Source organism: Azotobacter armeniacus, assembly GCF_054779355.1.
In genome coordinates, this window is sequence record NZ_BAAGYK010000108.1 from 1 (window position 1) to 22,109 (window position 22,109).

Genomic DNA, 22,109 nt, shown 5'->3' on the forward strand with positions numbered 1-22,109 from the left:
ATGGCCAGGCGTCGCATCTGGTCCTGAGTTTCTCGAGAGAGCTTTCGGGCATCGATCTTTTTCATGTCCCTTTATATCGTGAATTTGATTGCCGCGTTAATAATTCATTAAGTGAATAACAATTCTATTTTTATATGTAATTTGTGCATTTAAAGGGCTGGGCGGGGGTAGACCAAAGGCTAAGGGGGAACGCGGCTGGCTGGGGATCGCAGCGTCGTTCGCCAGGGGGGAGACGACGGAGCGGCGCGGCCTGCGCGGCAGGATGCCGCATGGAGCGGCAGATTCGATAGATGCTGTCGATCATGGGATCGGCAATAGCGATTGGTCGAGGAATTTGGCCAGGCATAAACTTGACCTGTGTCAATTCATCGCCGAGTGCGCCGCCATGCCGCATCACGCCAGCCCCCCTGCCAAGGAGCCCCCCCCGACCGTCACGGGCACCTACCGCTATGCCGAGTTGGCACATCCGGCGCGGGTTTCCGAGGCGCAGCTGGCGGCGGAGTGTGCGCTGGCGATCAGCTACAACGGCCTCAACCATGCGGTGATGATGGTCACGCCGGAGGCGCTGGAAGACTTCGTCTACGGCTTCACTCTGACCGCCGGTATCATCGATAGTGCCGATGAAATCTACGACCTGCAGCTCGTCGAAGGCGCCGAGGCCTGGCGGGCCGAGGTGCAGGTCGCCAGCCGCGCCTTCTGGCAGCTCAAGCAGCAGCGCCGCCAACTGGCCGGCAGCAGCGGTTGCGGGCTGTGTGGGGTGGACGCGCTGGAGCAGGCGCTGCCGCAGCTCGCGGCGCTCGAGCCGGTCCCGTTGCCGCCGTCCGGGCACCTGCAGGCGCTGCGCGAGCGCATCGCAGCCGAGCAGCGCCTGGCCCGCCACAGCGGCGCCCTGCATGCCGCGCTGTTCGTCGACGGGTACGGCGAGATCCGCCTGTGCCGCGAGGACATCGGCCGGCACAACGCCCTCGACAAGCTGATCGGCGCCCTCAGGCACGAACGGCTGGAGTCTGGCCACGGCTTTGCCGTGGTCACCAGTCGCTGCGGCGTCGAACTGCTGCACAAGGCGGTGCGCGCCGGCATCGGCACCCTGGTCGGGCTATCGGCGCCCACCGCACTGACCGTGGACTGGGCGCGCCAGCACCACCTCAACCTGATCCACCTGCCCCACCACAGCGCGGCGCGGGTCTACAGCCCGGTGCCCCGCGCTCCCTGAGGCCAACCCCGTCCCGCTGTCGGCGGAGCCTGCACTCCCAATCGAAAGTCCCGAGCGTTTCCCGCCGTGAAGCGCGGGAAACGCTCGCCCCTATTTTCAGGAGATCGTCATGGAACTTGGCAGAAGACAGTTCTTCAAGCTCTGTACCGTCGGGGTGGCCGGTGCCACCGCCGCCACCCTCGGCTTCGCCCCCGGCGTGGCCAACGCCACCCAGCCGCGCCAGTACAAGCTGCTGCGTGCCAGGGAGACCCGCAACAACTGCACCTACTGCTCGGTGGGCTGCGGGGTGCTCATGTACAGTCTCGGCGACGGCGCGAAGAATGCCAAGCCGCGCATCTTCCACATCGAGGGCGATCCCGACCATCCGGTCAGCCGTGGCTCGCTGTGCCCGAAGGGCGCCGGCCTGGTCGACTTCATCCACAGCGAGCAGCGCCTGCAGTACCCCGAGTACCGCGCGCCGGGTTCGGACAAGTGGCAGCGGATCAGTTGGGAGGAGGCCATCGAGCGCATCGCCAGGCTGATGAAGGACGACCGCGACGCCAACTTCGTCGAGAAGAACGCCGCCGGCGTCACTGTGAACCGCTGGCTGACCACCGGCATGCTCTGCTCCTCGGCGGCGAGCAACGAGACCGGCGCCCTCGACTGGCGCTTCACCCGCGCCCTAGGCATCCTCGGCATGGACTGTCAGGCGCGGCTCTGCCATGGCCCGACCGTGGGTGCCCTGGGGGCTAGCTTCGGCCGCGGCGCGATGACCAACAACTGGGTGGACATCAAGAATGCCAACGTCGTCTTCATCATGGGCGGCAACCCTGCCGAGGCGCACCCGGTGGGCTTCAAGTGGGCCATCGAGGCGAAGATCCGCAACGGCGCCAAACTGATCGTGGTCGACCCGCGCTTCAACCGCAGCGCCGCGGTGGCCGACCTCTACACGCCGATCCGCGCCGGCTCCGACGTGACCTTCCTGATGGGGGTGGTCAACTACCTGATCACCCAGGACAGGGTCCAGCACGAGTACGTGCGCGCCTACACCAATGCCAGCCTGCTGGTGAATGAGGGCTTCGCCTTCGACGAGGGCCTGTTCAGCGGCTACGACGAGGCGAAGAAGCAGTACGACAGAAGCTCCTGGGCCTACCAGCTGGACGAGAACGGTCACGCCCGGCGTGATCCGACCCTGAGCCATCTGCGCTGCGTGTGGAGCCTGCTCAAGCAACATGTCAGCCGCTACACCCCGGAAATGGTGACGCGCGTCTGCGGCACGCCGAAGGAGGACTTCCTGGAGATCTGCCGGCTGCTCGGCGAGACCAGCGCCCCGGACAAGACCGCGACCTTTCTCTACGCCCTCGGCTGGACCCACCACACCAGCGGTGTGCAGACCATCCGCGGCGCGGCGATGATCCAGCTGCTGCTCGGCAACATCGGCATGGCCGGCGGCGGCATCAACGCCCTGCGCGGGCACTCCAACATCCAGGGCTACACCGACCTCGGCCTGCTCTCGATACGCCTGCCCGGCTACCTGAACCTGCCCTCGGAGCGCCAGCCGAATCTCGCCACCTACCTGGCGCAGAGCACGCCCAAGGAGGTGCTGCCCGGCCAGGTGAACTACTGGCAGCACAGCGAGAAGTTCTTCGTCAGCCTGATGAAGAGCCTCTGGGGCGATAAGGCGACCCGCGAGAATGACTGGGGCTTCGACTGGCTGCCCAAGTGGGACGTCGAGTACGACGTGCTGCGCTACCTGGACATGATGTACGACGGCAAGGTCAACGGTTACATCGCCCAGGGCTTCAACCCCATCGCCGCCTTCCCGGACAAGAACAAGGCGGTCGCGGCCCTCTCCAAACTGAAATACCTGGTGGTGATCGACCCGCTGGTGACCGAGAGCTCGAACTTCTGGCAGAACCACGGCGAAGCCAACAACGTGACGTCCGCCGACATCCAGACCGAGGTGTTCCGCCTGCCGTCGGGCTGCTTTGCCGAGGAGAACGGCTCGATCGCCAACTCCGGGCGTTGGGTGCAGTGGCACTGGGCGGGCGCGGCGCCGCCGGCCGAGGCCTGGCACGACGGCAAGATCCTCGGCCACCTGCTGCTCAGGCTGCGCGAGCTGTACGAGCAGGAAGGTGGCGCCAATCCCGCGCCGCTGTTCAACATGGCCTGGAACTACAGCGACCCGGAAGACCCGGCGCCCGAGGAGGTCGCCAGGGAAGCCAACGGCTACGCCCTGGCCGATCTCTTCGACGCCCAGGGCAACCTGCTGGCGAAGAAGGGCGAGCTGCTGCGCGACTTCTCTCAGCTGCGCGCCGACGGCACGACCGCCAGCTTCTGCTGGATCCTTGCCGGCTCCTGGACGCCGGAGGGCAACCAGATGGCGCGGCGCGACAACGCCAGCGACGCCTCGGGCCTCGGCAGCACGCCGGGCTGGGCCTGGTCCTGGCCGCAGAACCGTCGCATCCTCTACAACCGCGCCTCCGCCGACCCGCAGGGCAAGCCCTGGGCCCCCCATCGCCAGCTCATCGGCTGGAACGGCCAGCGCTGGACCGGCGTCGACATTCCGGACTTCGCCGCCACCGCCGCGCCGGGCAGCGAGGCCAACCCCTTCATCATGCTGCCCGAGGGCCTGGGCCGGCTGTTCTCCGCCGGTGCGGTGGGCGACGGCCCCTTCCCCGAGCACTACGAGCCGACCGAGACGCCGCTGGCGGAAAACCCGCTGCACCCGAAAGTGACCTTCAACCCGACCGCGCGGGTGTTCGACAACGACCGCCGGCGCATGGGCACGGCCGAAGACTTTCCCTACGTGGCCACCACCTACTCGATCACCGAGATGTTCCGCCACTGGACCAAGGCCTCGCGGCTCAACGCCATCGTCCAGCCCGAGCAGTTCGTCGAGATCGGCGAGAGGCTGGCGGCGCAGAAGGGCATCGAGCAGGGCGACCTGGTCAAGGTCTCCTCGATGCGCGGCTTCATCAAGGCCAAGGCGGTGGTGACCAAGCGCATCGTCACTCTGGAGATCGACGGCAAGCCGGTCGACACCGTTGGCATCCCCTGCCATTGGGGCTTTACCGGCACCACCCGCAAGGGCTTCCTGGCCAACACCCTGACACCCGCGGTTGGCGACGCCAACGCGCAGACGCCGGAGTACAAGGCCTTCCTCGTGAACATTGAAAAGGTCTGATGGAGGGCTTTCCATGTCCATGCAATCCCAAGACATCATCAAGCGCTCGGCCACCAGCGCACTGACCCCGCCGACCCAGGTCCGCGACCACAAGGCGGAAGTGGCCAAGCTGATCGACGTGAGTATCTGCATCGGCTGCAAGGCCTGCCAGGTGGCCTGCTCGGAGTGGAACGACCTGCGCGACGAGGTCGGCCACAACGTCGGCGTCTACGACAACCCCGTCGATCTCACCGCCAAGAGCTGGACGGTGATGCGCTTCGACGAGGTGCAGCAGGAGAACGGCAAGCTGGAATGGCTGATCCGCAAGGACGGCTGCATGCACTGCGCGGACCCAGGCTGCCTGAAGGCCTGCCCGAGCCCGGGCGCCATCGTCCAGTACGCCAACGGCATCGTCGACTTCCAGTCCGAGCACTGCATCGGCTGCGGCTACTGCGTCGCCGGCTGCCCGTTCAACGTGCCGCGGCTCAGCCAGGAGGACAACAAGGCCTACAAGTGCACCCTGTGCTCCGACCGCGTGGCGGTGGGCCAGGAGCCGGCCTGCGCCAAGACCTGCCCGACCGGGGCGATCAGCTTCGGCACCAAGGCCGACATGCAGCACCTGGCCGGCCAGCGCGTCGAGGAGCTGCACAGCCGCGGCTACGCCAACGCCGGCCTTTACGACCCGCAGGGCGTCGGCGGCACCCACGTGATGTACGTGCTGCACCACGCCGACCGGCCCGAGCTGTACCACAACCTGCCCAGGGACCCGCGCATCAGCAGCGCGATCCACGGCTGGAAGGGCTGGATGAAGCCGGCGGCCGCCGTGGCCTTCTTCGCCACCCTGGCCGGCACGCTGTTCCACTACGTCGGCGTCGGCCCGAATCAGGTGGACGAGCACGCCGAAGACAACGAGGAGACTCCCGCATGAACAAGCGCGACATGATCCTGCGCACCCGCTTTCCCGAGCGCGCCTGCCACTGGGTGATGGTGATCTGCTTCTTCCTCGCCGCGCTCTCCGGGCTGTCCTGGTTCTTCCCGACCCTCAGCGGCCTGGGTGCGGTGCTCGGCACGCCGCAGATGGCGCGCATCCTGCACCCCTTCCTCGGCGTCGCAGTGTTTCTCGCCCTGGTTTACCTGTTCATCCGCTTCGTCAAGTACAACCTGCCGGAGCGCGAGGACCTCAAGTGGTTCGCCAACCTCAAGGACGTGCTGCTCGGCAGGCATGACAAGCCCTTGCAGATCGGCAAGTACAACGCCGGCCAGAAGATCCTGTTCTGGGGCATCATGAGCCTGATCACCCTGCTGCTGCTCAGCGGCCTGGTGATCTGGCGACCCTACTTCGCCCCGGCCTTCCCCATCCCGCTGATCCGCCTCGGCCTGTTCCTGCATGCCGCTGCCGGCATCGCGCTGATCCTGCTGATCCTCGGTCACGCCTACCTGGCCTTCTGGGTCAAGGGCTCGATCGCCGGCATGGTCACCGGCTACGTCTCGCGCCGCTGGGCCAAAAGCCACCACGACCGCTGGTACCGGCAGATCTCCAGCAAGCCGGCCAAGGGCGAGGGTGGCGAATGAACAGCATCCGCCTGGTTTCCGACGAACAGCCGAGCGGCGGCGTCGGCAGTATCGCGCCGCTGATCCTTCCCGCACTGGAGCAGCGCTACGGACGCCGCGCCGAGCGCCTGCGCCGGCTCGCCGAAGGCCATCCGATGGCCGACTACCTGCACTTCGCCGCCGGCATCGCCGCGGCGCAGCAGCAGGTCGCCGAGGCGCTGCCGCTGCCCGAGGCGCTGGCAGCCACACTGGCCGCCCACCTGGGCGGGCCGCGGCCGCCGCTGGACCACGCGAGCCTGCCGCTCGACGAGCACTGGCAGCAGTTGCTGCAGGGCCTGCTCGAGCGCCTGCCGGGCAGTGCGACCCCAGCCGTGGCGCAGGCCCTCAACGGCCTGCGCGGCTGCGACGAGGCCACTCTCAAGGCGCTGGCCGGCGCCCTGCTGGCCGGCGACTACGCCGCGGTCGGCAGTGCCCGGGCGCCCTTCCTCTGGGCCGCACTGGCGCTGTACTGGACGCAGCTGGCCGCGCACCTGCCGGCTAGCGGCCATGCCGGGGGCGGCGAGGGGCGCCAGTGCTGCCCGGTGTGCGGCAGCGTGCCAGTCGCCAGCGTTATCCGCGGCGGCGCCCAGAGCGGCCTGCGCTATCTGCAGTGCGGGTTGTGCGAGAGCCGCTGGCACATGGTGCGCACCAAGTGCAGCAACTGCGAGGAGGGCGGTCGGCTCGACTACTGGTCGCTGGACAGCGAGCAGGCGGCGATCCGCGCGGAAAGCTGCGGCGACTGCAACAGCTATCTCAAGGTCCTCCACGAGGACCGCGACCCGCAGCTGGACGTGATCGCCGACGACCTGGCCTCCCTGGCCCTGGACGCCGAGGTGGAGCGCCAGGGCTTCTCCCGCAGCGGCCTCAATCCGTTCCTCTTCCCGGGCTGAGCGAGGACGATGCGTAGGGTGGAAAACCGCGCAGCGTTTTCCACCGGAGTCCTGCGCGGTGGATAAGGCTACGCCGTTATCCATCCTACGACGATTCACCGAATACTTGACGAGAATCCCCATGGCCAATGCACTGCAAGACGGCTTCGGACGCACCATCGACTACCTGCGGCTGTCGGTGACCGACCGCTGCGACTTCCGCTGCGTCTACTGCATGGCCGAGGACATGCGCTTCCTGCCGCGCCAGCAGATCCTCGGCCTGGAGGAGCTGTACCGTCTGGCCAAACTTTTCGTCGGCCGCGGGGTGAAGAAGATCCGCCTCACCGGCGGCGAGCCGCTGGTGCGCCGCGACATTATCGACCTGTGCGCGCGGATCGCCGCGCTGCCCGGCCTGCGCGAGCTGGTCATGACCACCAACGGCTCGCAGCTGGTCGGCCTCGCCCGGCCGCTGGCCGAGGCCGGGGTGAAGCGGCTCAACATCAGCCTGGACAGCCTGGACCCGGCGCGCTTTCGCGCCATCACCCGCACCGGCGAGCTGTCGCGGCTGCTCGACGGCATCGAGGCGGCCCGCGCGGCCGGCTTCGAGGGGATCAAGCTGAACACCGTGGTGATGAAGGGGCGCAACGCCGACGAGGTGCTCGATCTGGTCGGCTACGCCGTGGCGCGCGAGCTGGACATCAGCTTCATCGAGGAAATGCCGCTGGGCGAAGTCGGCCGCTCGCGCGGCGAGACCTTCTGTTCCAGCGACGAGGTACGCGCGCGGATCGCCAGCCGCTACGCTCTACTCGACTGCGCCGAGCAGAGCGGCGGGCCGGCTCGCTACGTGCGCCTGCAGGAGCATCCGGCCAGCCGCATCGGCTTCATCTCGCCGCACAGCCACAACTTCTGCGCCAGCTGCAACCGCCTGCGGCTGACCGTCGAGGGCCGTCTGCTGCTCTGCCTCGGCCACGAGCAGTCGCTGGACCTGCGCGTCCTGCTGCGCCGCCACCCGACCGAGGAGCGGCCGCTGCTGGAGGCCATCGACCGCGCCTTGCTGCACAAGCCGCAGCAGCACGACTTCTCCGCCGACGGCGAGGTTCGGGTGCTGCGCTTCATGAATGCCAGTGGGGGGTAACCATTCTCATGAATACCGGCCCATGATCCCAGGGAAATGCGGGCCTCGGTGACAGTGGCTTTCAGCACCCTCTCCCCGGCGGGAAGAGGGTTGGGCTGTGGGGAAAGGCCCGATACGGGCTGCTCCGGGGACTACTTGTTGTTGCTGGGCTTGCGCGGCCGGCGGGGCTGGCGCGGTTTGGCGGGCTTCTGTGCCGGGGCGCTTTCGGCCGGAGCGGGGGAGGCTTTCGCGCTGGTCAGGGCAGCTTCGGCGGCGGGTTGCATTTCGACGGTCGCCGGCGGCTTGATCACCGTTTTCGTGCGAACGCGGCCGTGCGGTTTGGCTGCTACTTCCTCTTCGACCGCGCCCGGCGGCTCGGCAGCGGTGACAGGCTCGGCCAGCGGCTCCGCCACTGCCGGTGCGGAGGTGGGTGCCGGCTCGGCCGCCACGACTTCAGGCTCGACCGCTACGGCCTGGGGCTCGGCGGTCGGGGCTGGCTTGATCAGCTCTTCCTGCCGGTTGGCCGGCACGGCGGTGGCTTCGGCCGCGGGGCCTACCTTCGGCTCGGGTGCCGGAGGCGCGCTTTCCGGGACGACCACCGGTGTTAAGACGTTCGCCTTGGCAGGCACCGCACCGGCCGGTTCGGCCCCTTCCTCGCGGAGTCGGGCGAAATCCGCCAGCGGCAGCCCCAGCACCTCGAACAACTGGCGCCAGAGTTCACCCAGCGGGCCGTCGCTGCGCTGCCAGAGGGGTTCGACTTCCATGACCTCGGCGAGGATCAGCTGGCGTTCGGCTGCCTCGGGCAGCAGCTCGGGCAGACTCTGCAGGCTCTCCTCGGGATAGGCGAACACCAGCAGGTTCTGCAGGCGGGTGGTTTCCCGCAGGCTGGCGACATCCGGGATGTGCGGATCCGCGCTGGCCCGGCGGCGGTAGTCCTTGACGATGCTTTCCAGCATGGCCTTGTCCAGCCGGCCGCTGGCTCTGGCGAGCAGCAGCAGGATGCGGATTGCCGCCTCCCGCGCGCCGCCCAGGGGCAAGGCTTCGTGCAGGCGCTCGAGCAGGGCCCGGTCCCGTTCACTGGCGAACACCTCGGCCGCTTTCGCCCGCTGACCGCCGGTGAGAGTGCTGAGCCCGCCGTAGAGCATATGGAAGGCCAGCTCCTGGCCGGCATCACGGATGTCGCGATAGGTATCCAGGGCGTTCTCGACACAGTCGGAGATGAACCCCTGCCAGGCCAGCAGCGGATTGTCGGCCTGCGCCGGTCGGCGCTGATGGCGGACCAGTTCGGCCACTCCAGATAGCCACCAGGACGCCGGGTTCAGGCTGCTCCAGGCCAGTCGCTGCTGGTGGAAGGGATGGCTCTGGCGCAGCTGTTCGGCGGTCGGCTCGCTGATCGCCCGGCTCAACCAGGGGCGTACTGTCCAGTCGTAGAGGGTGCTGTTGATCGCCGAGACGCGATTGACCAGCTCGAACTCCCGCGCATCGTCGCAGCCGTCGTCGTCCGCGACGATGTCGGCGATCCGCCGGGATTCGAAGTGCACCTTGTAGGCCAGGGGACCGTCGTCGGCATGGGGCACGTCGTCGATGATCAGTTCGAACAGGCCGGGCGGCAGGGCCTTGATCGCGTCGATGGCGCCGATCAGCTGGCGGTGCTCGCGGCGCGCCACCTGGCCGGAGACGAAGATGCCCAGGTGGCCGGCGCTGGCATGCTTGAGGTAGATGATGGTGCGTCCGGCCGAATGCAGTGCCAGGTCGGAGGGGTAGAGGTCGGCGATCCAGTTCAGGGCCTGCTGCGGCGGGGTGATGTTGTCGCCGTAGGAGCAGAACACCACCACCGGCGCCTCGACCTGGCTCAGGTCGGTGAGGCTGCCCCGGCCGCCGGTCAGGCGGTTGCCGATGAACAGATCGTCGACGATGGTCTCCATTTCCTCGCTGTTGAACAGGTTGGGGCTGCCCCACCAGCGCTCGAAATCGAGGAAGCGCGGCGCTTCGCTGTCTATGCTGGAGAAAAGCTCGTAGTACTTGCCCCAGCAGGCGTGGGCCGGGTCGAGGCTCTCGAAGTTGCTGACCAGCCAGGTACCGTCGAAGCGGCCGTTGCCGAGGTCGCTGCCGAGGCGGGTTATCCAGGCGCCGCCGAGCAGGCCGCCGGCATAGCGCATCGGGTTGCGGCCGTTGACGCCGGCCCAGTAGGACAGCGGGGCGCCGACGACGACCACCAGCCCCGGCAGCTCCGGGCGCAGCGCTGCCAGCCCCATGAGCGCCCAGCCGGCCTGGCAGTTGCCGATCAGCACCGGCTTGCCGGCATGGGCATGGCGCTCGCTGACCAGTTCGATGAAGCGGGCCTGGGCGACGGCGATGTCCTCCAGCCTCTGGCCGGGCTCCGAGCTGTGGCTGAAGGAGATGAAGTAGGTGGGATGTCCAGCGCGCAGGCTTTCGCCAATCTCCGACTCCTCCTTGAAGCCGCCGATGCCGGCGCCGTGGCCGCCGCGCGGGTCGATGACGATCACCGGCGGCAGGGTGGCGTCGGTCATCTGGCCCGGGCCGGGCAGGATGCGCAGCAGCGAGTAGTTCACCGGGGACGGCAGGTCGCGGCCGTCGAGCAGCAGCTCGTGGTCGAACTTGAGCAGCACCGGGTAGCCGGCCTGGCGGTGGTGCAGGGTGTTGTCGGCACGCTGGCGCAGGGTGTCCCAGAACAGCAGGGAGCGTTGGTTGAAGTCGGTCAGGTAATCGAGCCAGTCGGTGCCGCTGGGTAGCTGCGGGCTGCACTCGGTCAGCGTCTGCAGCGAGTTCTCCTGGCGCCGGCGGAGGCTGTCCTGCAGGTTGCGCGCCTGCAGCCTCTGCAGCTTGCCGATATGCTGAATGTAGTTGTGGAAAGAGGAGAAGCAGTCTTCCTGCTGCGCAAAAAAAGTCTCCTGGCTCATGATCACCCTCTTCGTGTTGGAGTAAGGCCAAGCGGTGCGCTCCTCCAGAAGAAGCCAGCGGATGTGGATTCGTATGTCATGGAGGGTCGGGGACAATGGCCCGTTTCTTATAGCGGAGGGGGACAGGAGGGAGCAAATTTTTTTGCAATGCAAAAACCATGCAGCAAGGCATTCAGGAAGTAATGTAATAATGTGGTCAGACGGTTTGCCGCGATCCGGCATGCCTGGCCGTCCCGGTCGTTGCCTTTGGGAGATTCAGACATGTCCAACTTTGATTCGAATGCATTCCAGAACGGCCAGTCGCCCGGGCTTGAAGCCGCGCGCCGCCTCGGCGAGGGGATGATCGACGGCAGCGAGCGGCTCGTTCAGCTGCAGTTCCAGGCGCTGCACATGGTCAGCGACGGTTTCTTCGCCAGCTGGCGCCGGCTGCTCTCGATGCATGGGCCAGAGGCGGTCGCCGAACTGTCGACAGCGGCCCAGGCGGAGCGGCTGCTGGAGTACGGTCGGCAGGTGCATGAGCTGACCTTGGCGACCCAGAGGATCTTCCTCGATCTGGCCTGGCAGCAGATGGATGCCGGTGCCCACCAGCTGCGCGACATGGTCGCGGAGATGGCGAAGAACGCTCCGGCGGACGCCGAGTCTCTGGTGAGTGCCCTGGAGGTGGCGGCGAAGGGCGCCGACTGCCTGTACGACCGCGGCTGGAAGGCCGCCGGACAGAGCGTGAATCTGGCCAACAACGTGATCCGCCTGAGCCGCGAGGCAGGCCAGGTGGCCACCGACGCCGATAAGCCGAAGGGCTGAGCCGGCGGTTGTGGAGTGGCGGCATCGCGGCCAAGACCGCTTGCCTGTCTTGTGCCGGACCTGTCGCTTCAGAGTCCGAGATGCCGGGCCAGATCGGCGATCGCCGCTTCCACCGTCGCGCTGTGCCCCGCCCAACTGCAGGCGAGCATCAGGTTGCGCGGCAGGCCGAAGTCCTCCACCAGCCAGCCCTGCACGTCGCGCCTATCCGCTCCATGGGGAACCTGGGCGCACAGGTCGCCGGCGGGGGCGAAGTAGCACCATACTGGCTTGCCGAGGGCTACGGCCATGCCCACCTCGAACACCGTACCGGAGTCCGGTTCCTGTCCGCGGAAGGGCTCGAGATTGGCCAGTACGGCATCGGCGCTGCGCAGCAGGGCGACGTTCGCCGTGAGGATCCACTGTGCCGCTTCTGCTTGCGCGAGTCCCGCGGGCAGCGCGTTGTCCAGGGGATAGAGGCCTTCCAGGCCGTGCCCGGCGCACAGCCGCTTGAGATAGGCGCCGCGTTCGACGGCGTCGCTGCGGAACACGTCCGGCCCCGCCAGATAGACTTTCGGCATGAATTTTCCCCTCGTTCCCGGTTGCTACCTTGGCTGGATGCCGGGGTGAAGCTTCGCTCAGCCCCGGGTTGGGAGCAAGATGCCGTCCGGTTCGGGCGCGCGGGGGAAGGGCCGGCGCGGCCGGTCAGCCGTTCGAGTAGCCGTTGCCCATAACCAGGTACTCCAGAATGTGGCGCTTGCCCTGATGGTCCTCATCGAGCTTTACCTATCGCGCGAAACTTTATCGAAAACCTCCCCGGCCTCGCAGGGAGCCGGGCGAAGTTGCCGTCCAACTGTCGAGTGCTGCTGTTGGGCAAGTGGTTGCTTCTGATCTGACAACTTCTTTCCGGACGGTGAGTTCATTTTATCAGGCGTGAAAACGTCATTGTAGAGACATTGACAACAAGGACTCTTGACCGGATTGGCAACCATGCTCGAACGCACTGAGGGTCGCCGAGGTGAGGGAGTAGGGCTGTATCTACCACGGCTGCGAACAGCCCGCGCCACTCACACAGGTTGTCGGTTGAAACTGCATTGGGCATCGAGCGTGGCGGCATGGGCCGCGTCATTAGGAGGCCGTTTTGGGTTGTATTTGGTCAATCGATTGACTAATGTGTGTCCATGAGTACACGACACGAATCACCGGTCCGTGGGGACGGCAGTCGGCAGGCCTTGCTTCAGGCCGCCATCACGGTTTTTGGCCAGCATGGTTTCGACGCGGCAGGGACGCGGGCCATTGCTCGTGAGGCTGGTGTCAATCTGGGATTGATCGCCTATCACTTTGGTGGCAAGCACGACCTGTATCTGGCGGTTTTCGACCATATTGTCGAGCGCCTTGGTGCCGAGTTGGCCCCGGCGGCCAGTGCGGCATCTCGGGTTCTGGAGGCTTTCGATGGCCCGAAGCCCGCACAGGCACTGGCGCTGCTCCAGCAACTGCTCGGCCGGCTTTTGGAGGTGTTGGCCTCGCCGGAGAGTGCGGCTTGGGCAAAGTTGATTCTCAAGGAGCAGCAAGAGCCGAGCGAGGCATTCGATCGACTGTACGGCGGCTTCATGGGGCGTGTGGCCGACTTGTGCACACGGCTTGTCGCCTGCGCCGGCAGCCTGCCGCCGGATTCGCATCGGGCGCGGCTGTTGGCCTTCATGTTCCTGGGGCAGGTGTTGGTGTTCCGCTCCGCCCATGCGGCGGCGTTGCGCCACCTGCAGTGGACGACCCTGGGGCCGAAAGAGATCGCGGAGATCAAGGCCCAGGTGTCGGAAAATATTGCTCTGATGCTGGGCTCAACGGGATAGGAGCGAGATCATGGCGCGGGGTGCGAGCCGCTTGATTCGGTGCTGCCTGGTGGGTGGGCTTTTTCCCCTGCTGCTTGGGGGTTGTTCCCAGCCTCCCGAACAGGCGCGCCCAGCCAAACCCATCGATTGGATGGAAGTCACACCGCAGCGGGATCATGAGGTCTTGTCCTTGCCCGCGACCGTCCGTGCCGCCGACAGCGCCGACCTGGCTTTCGAAGTTTCGGGGCGTGTGGAAGGGGTTGCGGTCAAACTCGGTGATCGGGTATCGGCGGGGGAGCGCCTGGCCTGGGTGGATCCAGAGCCTTTTGCCCTGGAGCTGAAACAGGCGCAGGCGGAACTGGCCCGGGCGGAGGCGGAGTTGCCCGCCGCCGAGGCCCAGTATCGGCGTGATCGAAAGCTGGTGAAAACGGGAGCCGGATCGGCGCGCGACCTCGATCTGTCCCGCACCGCGTTCGAGTCTGCCCGTGCGACGGTGGCGCTCGCCAGGGCCGCTGTCCAGCAGGTGCAGCGACGCCTGCGCGATACGGTGCTGAAGGCCCCCTATGCCGGCCGTATCGCCGGCAAGCTGCTAGAGCCCGGCAGCTATGTAACGTCCGGCACATCGGCTTTGCGCCTGGTATCCGACACGGGCCTCGAACTGGAGGCGCTGGTGCCGGAGACCCGCCAGGGGGCACTGGAACTTGGCAGCGAACACGCTGCCCGTCTGGTGGGGTTGCCGGGCGAGCACACTGCCCGGCTCAGTGAAATATCCGCCGAGGCCTGGCAAGGCGGGGCCTTTACTCTGCGCCTTGTTCTGGAGCCGTCCAATGCCGGCATTATTCCCGGCATGGCGGCCGAGCTCGATCTGAAACTGCCGGCGGAATCGTCGATTCGGTTACCACTCTCCGCGTTGTCCGCCCCGAACGGCAATGAGTCGCCCGGTCGCGGCCATGTCTTTGTGTTTGACCCGGAAACGGCTTGCGTGGTGAAGCGCGGGGTTCGTCTCGGCAGGGTCTCCGGGGACTCGGTTCGCGTGATCGAAGGGCTGGACGGTGGCGAGATCGTCGCCCGCCGGGGGGTGGCCTTTCTGGAGGACGGTATGGCGGTGACGCTGTTGAACCGCGGTGTGGCCCGCTTCAATCCGTGAGGGGGAGGCGATCATGAGCCCCAGCGCCATCGCGCTCCGTTACCAGCGCCTGGTTTATCTGCTCGTTGTCGGTTTGATCCTGTCCGGTTCGCTGAGCTACTTCACTCTGCCCGCGCGCGAAGACCCTGAAATCACCATTCGTGAGGCCGTGGTGACCACCCAATACCCCGGCTTGCCCACGGAAAAGGTGGAGCTGCTGATTACCAAGCCACTGGAAAGGGCAATCCGGGCTATGGGGGAGGTGGAGGAGATTCGCTCCAGCTCTTTTAACGGCACCTCGATCATCCACGTCGAGATGTATGACCGCCACTTCGATCTTGACCAGCTGTGGGATGAGCTGCGGCGGCGGCTCAACGAAGCGGCACCGGCCTTGCCGGAGGGCACTCGACCGCCTCGGCTCAATACCGACTTCAGCGACGTTGCGGTCATGACGGTGGCGCTGACGGGCGAGGGCTTCAATCGGGCCGAACTCACCGAGATGGCCGAGCACCTGGAGGATGCGTTCTACGCTACCCCCGGCACCCTGCGCGTCGACGTTTTCGGTGCCCAGCCCGAACGGGTCTATGTGGAGGCGCGCAACGCGCGACTGGCCGAGCTCGGCCTCGACGCCGATACCCTCTACGAAGCCCTGGCAAGGCAGAACCTGATCCGCCCCGGTGGCGTGATGGAAACCGGTGATCAGCGGTTGCCGGTGCTGGTGAGCGGGGCCTATGACGATGTCGGGGCGATCGGTCAGACCCTGATCCGCCTGCCGGAGCTGTCGGCTCCACTGCCACTGCGCGATCTGGCGGACGTCTACCGGGCACCGCTGGACCCGCCCCAGCCCTTGGCCTATTACCGCGGGGCGCCGGCAGTGATCGTCGCCATTGCCATGCATGGCAATTACCGGGTCCTCGAGTACGCCGAACGCCTGCGCGAGCGGATTGATACCCTGCGCGGCGAACTGCCGGTGGGTTACCGGTTGCATGTGCTCACGGACCAGTCGGAGGCGGTTTCCCGTGCCGTTTACGGCGTCACGAGCAATGTGCTGCAGACGCTGGCCGCCGTTGCCGCCGTAGTGATCCTGTTTCTGGGGGTACGCGCCGGGTTGATCGTCGGCAGCATCGTGCCCGCGGTGATGTTGGCCACCATTGCTATCATGGGCTTGAGCGGCATGGCGCTGGAGCGGATGAGCCTGGCCACTCTGGTTATCGCTCTGGGGCTGCTGGTGGACAACGGTATTGTCATCGCCGAGGACTTCAAGCGCCGGCTCGAAGCCGGCCAGCCGCGCGACCGCATTGTCGTCGACACCGGGCGCGAGCTGGCGCTGCCGCTGCTGTCCTCGACCCTGACTACCATCCTGGTGTTCTTGCCGTTGATGCTCTCCGAACACATTTCTGGCGAATATACCCGTTCGGTGTCTCTGGTGATTCTGATCAGCTTGCTGTTGTCTTGGCTCATCGCCATGACGCTGACGCCTTTGCTCTGCTATCACTTTGCCTGCCCTCCTGCGGGAGCCGGTCTCAAACAGCCTCTCAGCCAACGGTTGTTCGAGACCATGAACCGCCATTACGAGCGGCGGCTGCGCTGGCTTCTGCGCCGGCCGCGTGCCTTTCTCGGCGCCATGGGTGCCCTGCTCGTTCTGGCGGTATGGGGCCTGAAGCTGGCACCCCAGCAGTTTTTCCCCGACTCCGACAGACCTCAGGTGCAGGTTTTCGTGGACTTGCCCGCCGAGGCTTCCCGCGAGGCGACCGATCATGCCATGCGCGGTCTCGGCGACATGCTGGAAGAGCCGCCCTTTGCCGGGCGCATCGTCGATCACGCCGCCTACGTCGGCAGTGGCGGGCCCCGGTTTGTGCTGTCGTTGACGCCCATCGATCCAGCCCCCAATCGCGGCTATCTGCTCATTAACGCCCGCGACCGGGACGATGCCACAACTCTGATAAACGACCTGCGCAACGCCATCCCGGCGCGCTTCCCGGAGCTTTCCGCGCGGATTGCCGGTATGTTCCTGGGGCCGTCGGATTCCACGCAGCTCGATGTGCGGGTCAGTGGTCCGGATGCCGACACCGTTGAAGCGACGGGCAAGAAAGTGGCCTCGGCCATGAAAGAGATTCCCGGTGCGATCCACGTCCGGCAACGTTGGGAAAACCGCGTACCACATCTGGTGGTAACGGTCGATCAGGCGCGCGCACGCCGCGCCGGCCTCAATACGCAGGCTGTGATAGAGGCTGCCGCTGCCCGCGTCTCGGGCCGTGAAATCTCGATATTCCACGAGGGCGACGAATCCATTCCCATCGTGGCTCGGGCGCCAGCCAGAGAGCGTCGCGACCCCCGGTACCTGGCGGGCGTGATGCTCCGCGGCGAACAGGGACAGGCCGTGCCGCTGGAACAGGTGGCGGCCTTGGAACTGGACTGGGGCTATGGCCGCATCGAGCGCGTCAACATGACGCGCACTCTTACGGTTGAAGGGCGCAACACTCGGATGACCGCCGAGGATATGGTGCCTTTGCTCGACCCGGTGCTGGACGCCATCCGCGCCGAGCTGCCGCCAGGCCATTCCATCCGCTACGATGGCGTGGTCCGCCAGTCCGCCGAGGCCCGCGCGGGCATCATCGCCAACCTGCCCCTGTGCCTGGCGATAGCGGCATTGCTGCTGGTCGCCCAGTTCAACTCCCTGCGCCGCGCCAGCCTGATATTGGCCACCATCCCGCTGCTGCTGATCGGTGCCGCCCTGGGGCTTCATGTCATGCGCGCCAACTTTGGCTTCATGCCGCTGCTGGGGCTCTACGCCCTGGCCGGTATTCTAGTGAATAACGCCATCGTGCTGATTGATCGCATCGAGATCGAGCGTGCCAGGACCGATGATTTCCTGGAAGCCATGATCGGCGCCTGCATGCGAAGACTTCGTCCCATCGTCATTAGCACCGTCACCACCGTCGTCGGTCTGCTCCCGCTGATCGTCTTCCGCGACGCGCTTTTCTACGGCATGGCCTGCGTCATCGCCTTTGGCTTGCTCATCGGTACGCTTCTGACACTGGGTGTGGTGCCGGCGCTGTACCTGCTGATATTTCGTCCGAGGGGCAGTGAGCCCCGTGCCCTCTGATGCAACACGCTGGTGGTCTTGGAATATTTTTGAAAATACTCATTCGGCTCACGGAGGTTGCCCTTCCTTGTCATTTCGGTTTTTTCCTCACCGCGATCAGCTCGGCAAATTCGGCTCTTCCCAGGAGCGTCCGGCCAGGCGGCGGAATGAACTGCTAAAGGTCCTGAAAGACCATCATCAGCGGCTCACCCTGGACGACAAGACCTTCTTTCTGAACACTTTTGCGGAAGCTGCGGAAAACCTTACGCTTCGCGGCCTACCGCATGCGGAGGCGGGGCGAAATACTGCGGAAACCGCGCTGTTTCCGCACCTCCCCGCAATCGCCACTCAAGCGGAAAGCCCCGCTCCACGGGGGCTTCCGTCATTTCCGCAAAATCCGCAGTCCACTCAGTTCCGCAGCTAGTCGGAAGTGGCCTGAGTTAACATTCAGGCCCGTGGTCCGGCTGGATCTTCCATGGTCAAGGGAGAACACATGACGGATATCGATCTGCTGGCGAAACTGCAGGCCGAGAATGACCGGCTGATTGCCTTGCTGGAGGCAAACGGCATCGAATGGCGCTTGCCTGAAAAACTTCCCAAGGCACAGCCCCCAGTCTCCGAAAAACAATCGTCCCGGCTCAGCACTGAAGAGAAGCTCGCCCTTTTCCGCCGCCTGTCCTGTTCAAGGGGCGTACCGATGTATTCCCGCTTCGCTGGGAAAGCAGGGCGGGCAAATCCGGCTATTCGCCTGCCTGTGCCAATGAATGGCGAGTTGGTGTCTGTGAAAAACCGCGGATCAAGTGCGGCGATTGCCTTCATCGTCAGCTGGTTCCACTGGACGACCGGATTGTGTACCGCCACCTTGCCGGCGAGATCGTCATTGGCGTTTACCCTTTGCTGCCCGACGACACATGCCATTTACTCGCGGTGGATTTCGACGAAGCGGAATGGCGCGAGGACGCCCGCGCCTTTGTCCAATCGTGCCGCGAACTGGGAGCTCCGGTGGCCTTGGAGATCTCGCGCTCAGGCAACGGCGCTCATGCCTGGATTTTCTTCGCCGCCAACATCCCGGCGCATGAAGCACGCCTTCTGGGGACGGCGATCATCAGCCATACCTGTGCCCGCACCCGGCAACTACGGCTCAGCTCCTATGACCGGCTCTTCCCGAACCAAGACAGGATGCCCAAAGGCGGTTTCGGCAACCTGATCGCACTGCCGCTACAGAAGAGGACCCGCGAGCATGATTGCAGCATTTTTGTGGATGAGGCGCTGCAGCCTTACTCCGACCAGTGGGCGTTTCTGGCCTCCCTGCAGCCCATGCCGATACAGGATATCCAGGCGGTTATCGTGCGTGCTACCGGTCGCAGTCACCCGCTGGATGTCACCTTCGTTGCCGAAGAAGACCATCAAGAGCCTTGGAAAACTCCAGAGTCGAACGTGCGGAAACTATCCGGCCCGCTGCCGAAAGCTCTGCCCCTCACACTGGCCAATCTAATCTATTTCGATAAGGCCGAACTGCCGCAACCACTGGCCAACCGGTTGATCCGGCTGGCCGCTTTTCAGAACCCGGACTTCTACAAGGCGCAGGCGATGCGCCTGCCGGTCTGGAACAAACCCCGGATCATCGGCTGCGCAGAAAACTTTCCCCAGCACATCGCTCTGCCTCGCGGCTGCCTGGATGCAGCCATGACACTGCTGAGCGACAACGGTATTGACCCCATCGTCCATGATGAGCGATTCGCTGGCGAGCCTCTGAAGATCAGCTTTACCGGTACCTTGCGCCAGGATCAGCAAGCTGCCGTGGCAGAGATGCTCGAGCATGACACCGGCGTCCTGTGTGCACCCACCGCATTTGGCAAAACCGTGACTGCCGCCGCGCTGATTGCACGGCGCGGCGTGAATACCCTGGTGCTGGTGCATCGTACCGAACTGCTCCGGCAATGGCTGGAGCGTATGCAGGCTTTCCTCCGTGTAGATGTAGATAAAGACGTCGTTGGCACTATCGGAGGTGGAAAGGCCAAACCGACCGGCCTCATCGATATCGCCGTGATGCAGTCGCTGTCACGACAGAGCGAGATCAGCCAACAGGTGAAGCGATACGGGCACATTATCGTGGACGAATGCCATCATCTGTCGGCGTTTACGTTTGAAGCGATACTGAAAAGTGCGCAGGCGCAATATGTGCTCGGTTTGACAGCGATCCCGGAGCGCCGTGACGGACAGTACCCTATCATCTTCATGCAATGCGGGCCGATTCGGCATGTGGCGAGCAGGCCGGAAGGCATGCCACATGATCTGGAGGTTATTACTTGTTTATTGCCAAACAAAATTGACCTTGCAGAGAGTGCTGGTATTCAGGAGGTGTTTCGGCATCTTGCCGCCGATAACGAGCGTACCGCCCGGATCACCGCCGAAGTGGAAAAGGTCTTCGACCAGGGACGCAAGGTGCTGGTGCTGACCGAACGCACCGATCATTTGAACGCTATCGAGGCAGGCATGGCCGGACGCGTGCAGAACCTGTTCGTTCTTCATGGCCGGATGTCGAAGAAGCAACGCTCCGCGCTAATGAACGAGCTGGAGGCGTTGCCGCCCGAAGCCCCCAGGGTGCTGTTGGCCACCGGCAAGTTGGTGGGTGAAGGTTTTGACCATCCCCCGCTGGATTCCCTGGTTCTGGCGATGCCGATATCCTGGAGGGGCACACTCCAGCAGTATGCAGGTCGCTTGCATCGCGAACATACGAGCAAAGCCGACGTACGCATCATTGATTTCATCGATGCAGGACACCCTGCTCTGCGGCGGATGTGGGACAAACGTCAGCGCGGATATCGGGCGATGGGTTATCGGATTCGAGAAGCCATCAGTCCTGCAGACCTTTTTGAGTCCTCGCAAGAGAAGCGTTAGAGCCCAGGTTGGTCAGGAACGCTCATCAAGCACCGGCTTCGCGGCTGATTACCTCCGAAATCCATTGATTGATGCTCTTGTGGGCCAATTCAGCCTTCACAGCAATAGTGGCATGAAGCTCTGGCTCCAGACGCAGGCTGAGCTTTCCTGAGTAAGGCTTCTGGGGAGCCCGCCCAAGCTTGGCACAGGTTTCCAAGTAATCATCCACCGCCTCACTAAACGCTGCGCGCAGCTCGCCCACTGAGGTGCCATGAAAGCCCACCACGTCTCGAATGCCCGCAATATGCCCCACAAAAAGTCCATCTTCTTCGCTGAACTCAAGTCGGGCGGCATAGCCTTTATAATTCATCACATTCATGGTTTAACTCCTGCTTGCTCAAGGAAGGCACGGGCATCGCGTAGCTGATAGGCCTTGGCCTCCTTGTCAGGGTGGGGACGATGAAAGGTAGCCACCACGCCATTTAGCTCAAAGCGCACTCGCGAGCCATTTCCTTCGATGACTTTTGCGCCTGCAGCCACGAACAGGGACTCGATCCGAGCCCACTCAAGCGTGCTCGGCACAGGTTTGGTAAAAATCGCTTTCAGGGTGCTAAGCTGCTTACTGTTCATGATATCAGTATGTAATACCATGCTCGTTTGAGCAATGCTCTATCAAGGGGGGCACCTGGCTTGTTGCCAAATGGGCTGCTAAGCATCCAAGGCAAATGCTCATCGACCGCATGCGCGTCACGGCCATGCTGTACACCCAGGAAGCCTTGGCCGAGACAGAGATGGCGAAGCCCGAGGCGCCCCCCAGCACCCGCAGCTACACCGTCTCTGCAAGCCTCTATCAATCCACCGCGGTGGCTGGGTCACTACTCGACGAGGTCAAAGCCATTCTAAGTATCTACACAAAATTAATCCGATACTGTTCGCCATAACCCGACAGCACCCGGTGCACATGGCTGCAGAGCGATTGAAAGCTCCGGTAGGCGCTCAGGGAAGCCATTCGCACTTGATCTTCCGCCAGAGCATCTCGATCAGGTTGAGTTCAGGCGAGTACGGAGGCAGGAAAATCACGTGGACTCGTTGTGCCCGCCCTTCCAGCCGCTTGCGCTGAAACAAGGCGGAGCGATGGGTGCGGGCATTGTCGAGCACGACGATCGCAAAGGCGTCGGGCGACTTCTGCTCGATCAGGCGGTCGAAGGCTTCGATGACCACCTCCGTCGTCGCGGTATCGGTCGTCGTGTGATGGATCAGCTTGCCCTGGCGACTCAGCAAGCCCAGCACGTTCAGGCGTCGGCTACGCGAGAAGGCCGGCAGTTCCAGCGGTTGGCCCGCGGGGCTCCAGGCGTAAGGCAAGGCGGATCTTTGCGAAAACCCGGACTCGTCGAAACAGTACAGCTCGGTGTCTTCGCACTCCTCCCACTGCCGAAGCTCTGCCAGCAGGCCTTGTGTGGCGCGGAAGTCGCTCTCGTCACGCCGTCCTTTCAGCGACCGCCGGGCACGTTTGAAGCTATAGCCCAGATTTTTTTAAAGCCCGCTTGACCGTGGTCGTGC

The 22,109-nt window shown here is 64.7% G+C and carries 16 protein-coding genes and 2 pseudogenes; 13 read left to right on the top strand and 5 right to left on the bottom strand.

Annotated elements, in window-relative coordinates; translation table 11 throughout:
• The first annotated feature begins 385 nt into the window (after positions 1 to 385).
• From fdhD to moaA, 6 genes are all read left to right on the top strand, one after another.
• Entirely contained in the window at positions 386 to 1,213 is an 828-nt protein-coding gene (fdhD, locus tag ACYVD0_RS14575; protein WP_460427474.1) for a formate dehydrogenase accessory sulfurtransferase FdhD, read from the top strand.
• Between the two features lie 109 nt (positions 1,214 to 1,322).
• Entirely contained in the window at positions 1,323 to 4,379 is a 3,057-nt protein-coding gene (gene fdnG, locus ACYVD0_RS14580; protein ID WP_460427475.1) for a molybdopterin-binding domain-containing protein, read from the top strand.
• 19 nt (positions 4,380 to 4,398) lie between these two features.
• Complete coding sequence (fdxH, locus tag ACYVD0_RS14585) at positions 4,399 to 5,286, top strand: formate dehydrogenase subunit beta (RefSeq protein WP_460427492.1); 888 nt, start codon at positions 4,399 to 4,401, stop codon at positions 5,284 to 5,286.
• Positions 5,283 to 5,930, top strand: coding sequence for a cytochrome b family protein (locus ACYVD0_RS14590; protein ID WP_460427476.1), 648 nt, complete (start codon positions 5,283 to 5,285; stop codon positions 5,928 to 5,930). The genes fdxH and ACYVD0_RS14590 overlap by 4 nt, the downstream gene beginning before the upstream one ends.
• Complete coding sequence (gene fdhE, locus ACYVD0_RS14595; RefSeq protein ID WP_460427477.1) at positions 5,927 to 6,838, top strand: formate dehydrogenase accessory protein FdhE; 912 nt, start codon at positions 5,927 to 5,929, stop codon at positions 6,836 to 6,838. The genes ACYVD0_RS14590 and fdhE overlap by 4 nt, the downstream gene beginning before the upstream one ends.
• A gap of 121 nt (positions 6,839 to 6,959) precedes the next feature.
• Positions 6,960 to 7,952, top strand: coding sequence for a GTP 3',8-cyclase MoaA (moaA, locus tag ACYVD0_RS14600; RefSeq protein WP_460427478.1), 993 nt, complete (start codon positions 6,960 to 6,962; stop codon positions 7,950 to 7,952).
• Positions 7,953 to 8,083: 131 nt separating this feature from the next.
• Here the strand turns inward: moaA and ACYVD0_RS14605 are convergent, their stop codons facing one another.
• Positions 8,084 to 10,852, bottom strand: coding sequence for a DUF3141 domain-containing protein (locus ACYVD0_RS14605; protein ID WP_460427479.1), 2,769 nt, complete (start codon positions 10,850 to 10,852; stop codon positions 8,084 to 8,086).
• A gap of 261 nt (positions 10,853 to 11,113) precedes the next feature.
• Here ACYVD0_RS14605 and phaP point away from each other — a divergent pair, with 261 nt between their 5' ends.
• On the top strand, positions 11,114 to 11,653 hold the full coding sequence (gene phaP / locus ACYVD0_RS14610) for a TIGR01841 family phasin (protein WP_460427480.1): 540 nt from the start codon (positions 11,114 to 11,116) through the stop codon (positions 11,651 to 11,653).
• A gap of 68 nt (positions 11,654 to 11,721) precedes the next feature.
• Here phaP and ACYVD0_RS14615 read toward each other — a convergent pair whose 3' ends face one another.
• Positions 11,722 to 12,210: a nucleoside 2-deoxyribosyltransferase gene (locus ACYVD0_RS14615; RefSeq protein ID WP_460427481.1), complete on the bottom strand. Its 489-nt coding sequence runs from the start codon at positions 12,208 to 12,210 to the stop codon at positions 11,722 to 11,724.
• A 651-nt stretch (positions 12,211 to 12,861) separates the two neighbouring features.
• On the opposite strand from ACYVD0_RS14615, the gene ACYVD0_RS14620 reads away from it, so the two are divergent.
• From ACYVD0_RS14620 to ACYVD0_RS14640, 5 genes and pseudogenes are all read left to right on the top strand, one after another.
• The gene (locus ACYVD0_RS14620) at positions 12,862 to 13,479 is read left to right on the top strand and encodes a CerR family C-terminal domain-containing protein (RefSeq protein ID WP_460427482.1); all 618 of its coding nucleotides are present in this window, start codon (positions 12,862 to 12,864) and stop codon (positions 13,477 to 13,479) included.
• 130 nt (positions 13,480 to 13,609) lie between these two features.
• Complete coding sequence (locus ACYVD0_RS14625; RefSeq protein WP_460427483.1) at positions 13,610 to 14,605, top strand: efflux RND transporter periplasmic adaptor subunit; 996 nt, start codon at positions 13,610 to 13,612, stop codon at positions 14,603 to 14,605.
• A gap of 13 nt (positions 14,606 to 14,618) precedes the next feature.
• The gene (locus ACYVD0_RS14630) at positions 14,619 to 17,690 is read left to right on the top strand and encodes an efflux RND transporter permease subunit (RefSeq protein ID WP_460427484.1); all 3,072 of its coding nucleotides are present in this window, start codon (positions 14,619 to 14,621) and stop codon (positions 17,688 to 17,690) included.
• A 67-nt stretch (positions 17,691 to 17,757) separates the two neighbouring features.
• Entirely contained in the window at positions 17,758 to 18,093 is a 336-nt protein-coding gene (locus ACYVD0_RS14635) for a hypothetical protein (RefSeq protein ID WP_460427485.1), read from the top strand.
• Between the two features lie 69 nt (positions 18,094 to 18,162).
• Positions 18,163 to 20,570, top strand: a pseudogene (locus ACYVD0_RS14640) (TOTE conflict system archaeo-eukaryotic primase domain-containing protein).
• A 25-nt stretch (positions 20,571 to 20,595) separates the two neighbouring features.
• Here the strand turns inward: ACYVD0_RS14640 and ACYVD0_RS14645 are convergent.
• Complete coding sequence (locus ACYVD0_RS14645) at positions 20,596 to 20,928, bottom strand: type II toxin-antitoxin system HicB family antitoxin (protein ID WP_460427486.1); 333 nt, start codon at positions 20,926 to 20,928, stop codon at positions 20,596 to 20,598.
• Positions 20,925 to 21,179, bottom strand: coding sequence for a type II toxin-antitoxin system HicA family toxin (locus ACYVD0_RS14650; RefSeq protein WP_460427487.1), 255 nt, complete (start codon positions 21,177 to 21,179; stop codon positions 20,925 to 20,927). The genes ACYVD0_RS14645 and ACYVD0_RS14650 overlap by 4 nt, the downstream gene beginning before the upstream one ends.
• Positions 21,180 to 21,274: 95 nt before the next feature.
• Here ACYVD0_RS14650 and ACYVD0_RS14655 point away from each other — a divergent pair, with 95 nt between their 5' ends.
• Complete coding sequence (locus ACYVD0_RS14655; RefSeq protein ID WP_460427493.1) at positions 21,275 to 21,490, top strand: hypothetical protein; 216 nt, start codon at positions 21,275 to 21,277, stop codon at positions 21,488 to 21,490.
• On the opposite strand, the pseudogene ACYVD0_RS14660 reads toward ACYVD0_RS14655, so the two are convergent.
• Positions 21,457 to 22,109 (bottom strand): annotated as a pseudogene (locus ACYVD0_RS14660) (IS630 family transposase); the annotation flags it as partial. The gene ACYVD0_RS14655 and the pseudogene ACYVD0_RS14660 sit on opposite strands and share 34 nt — an antisense overlap.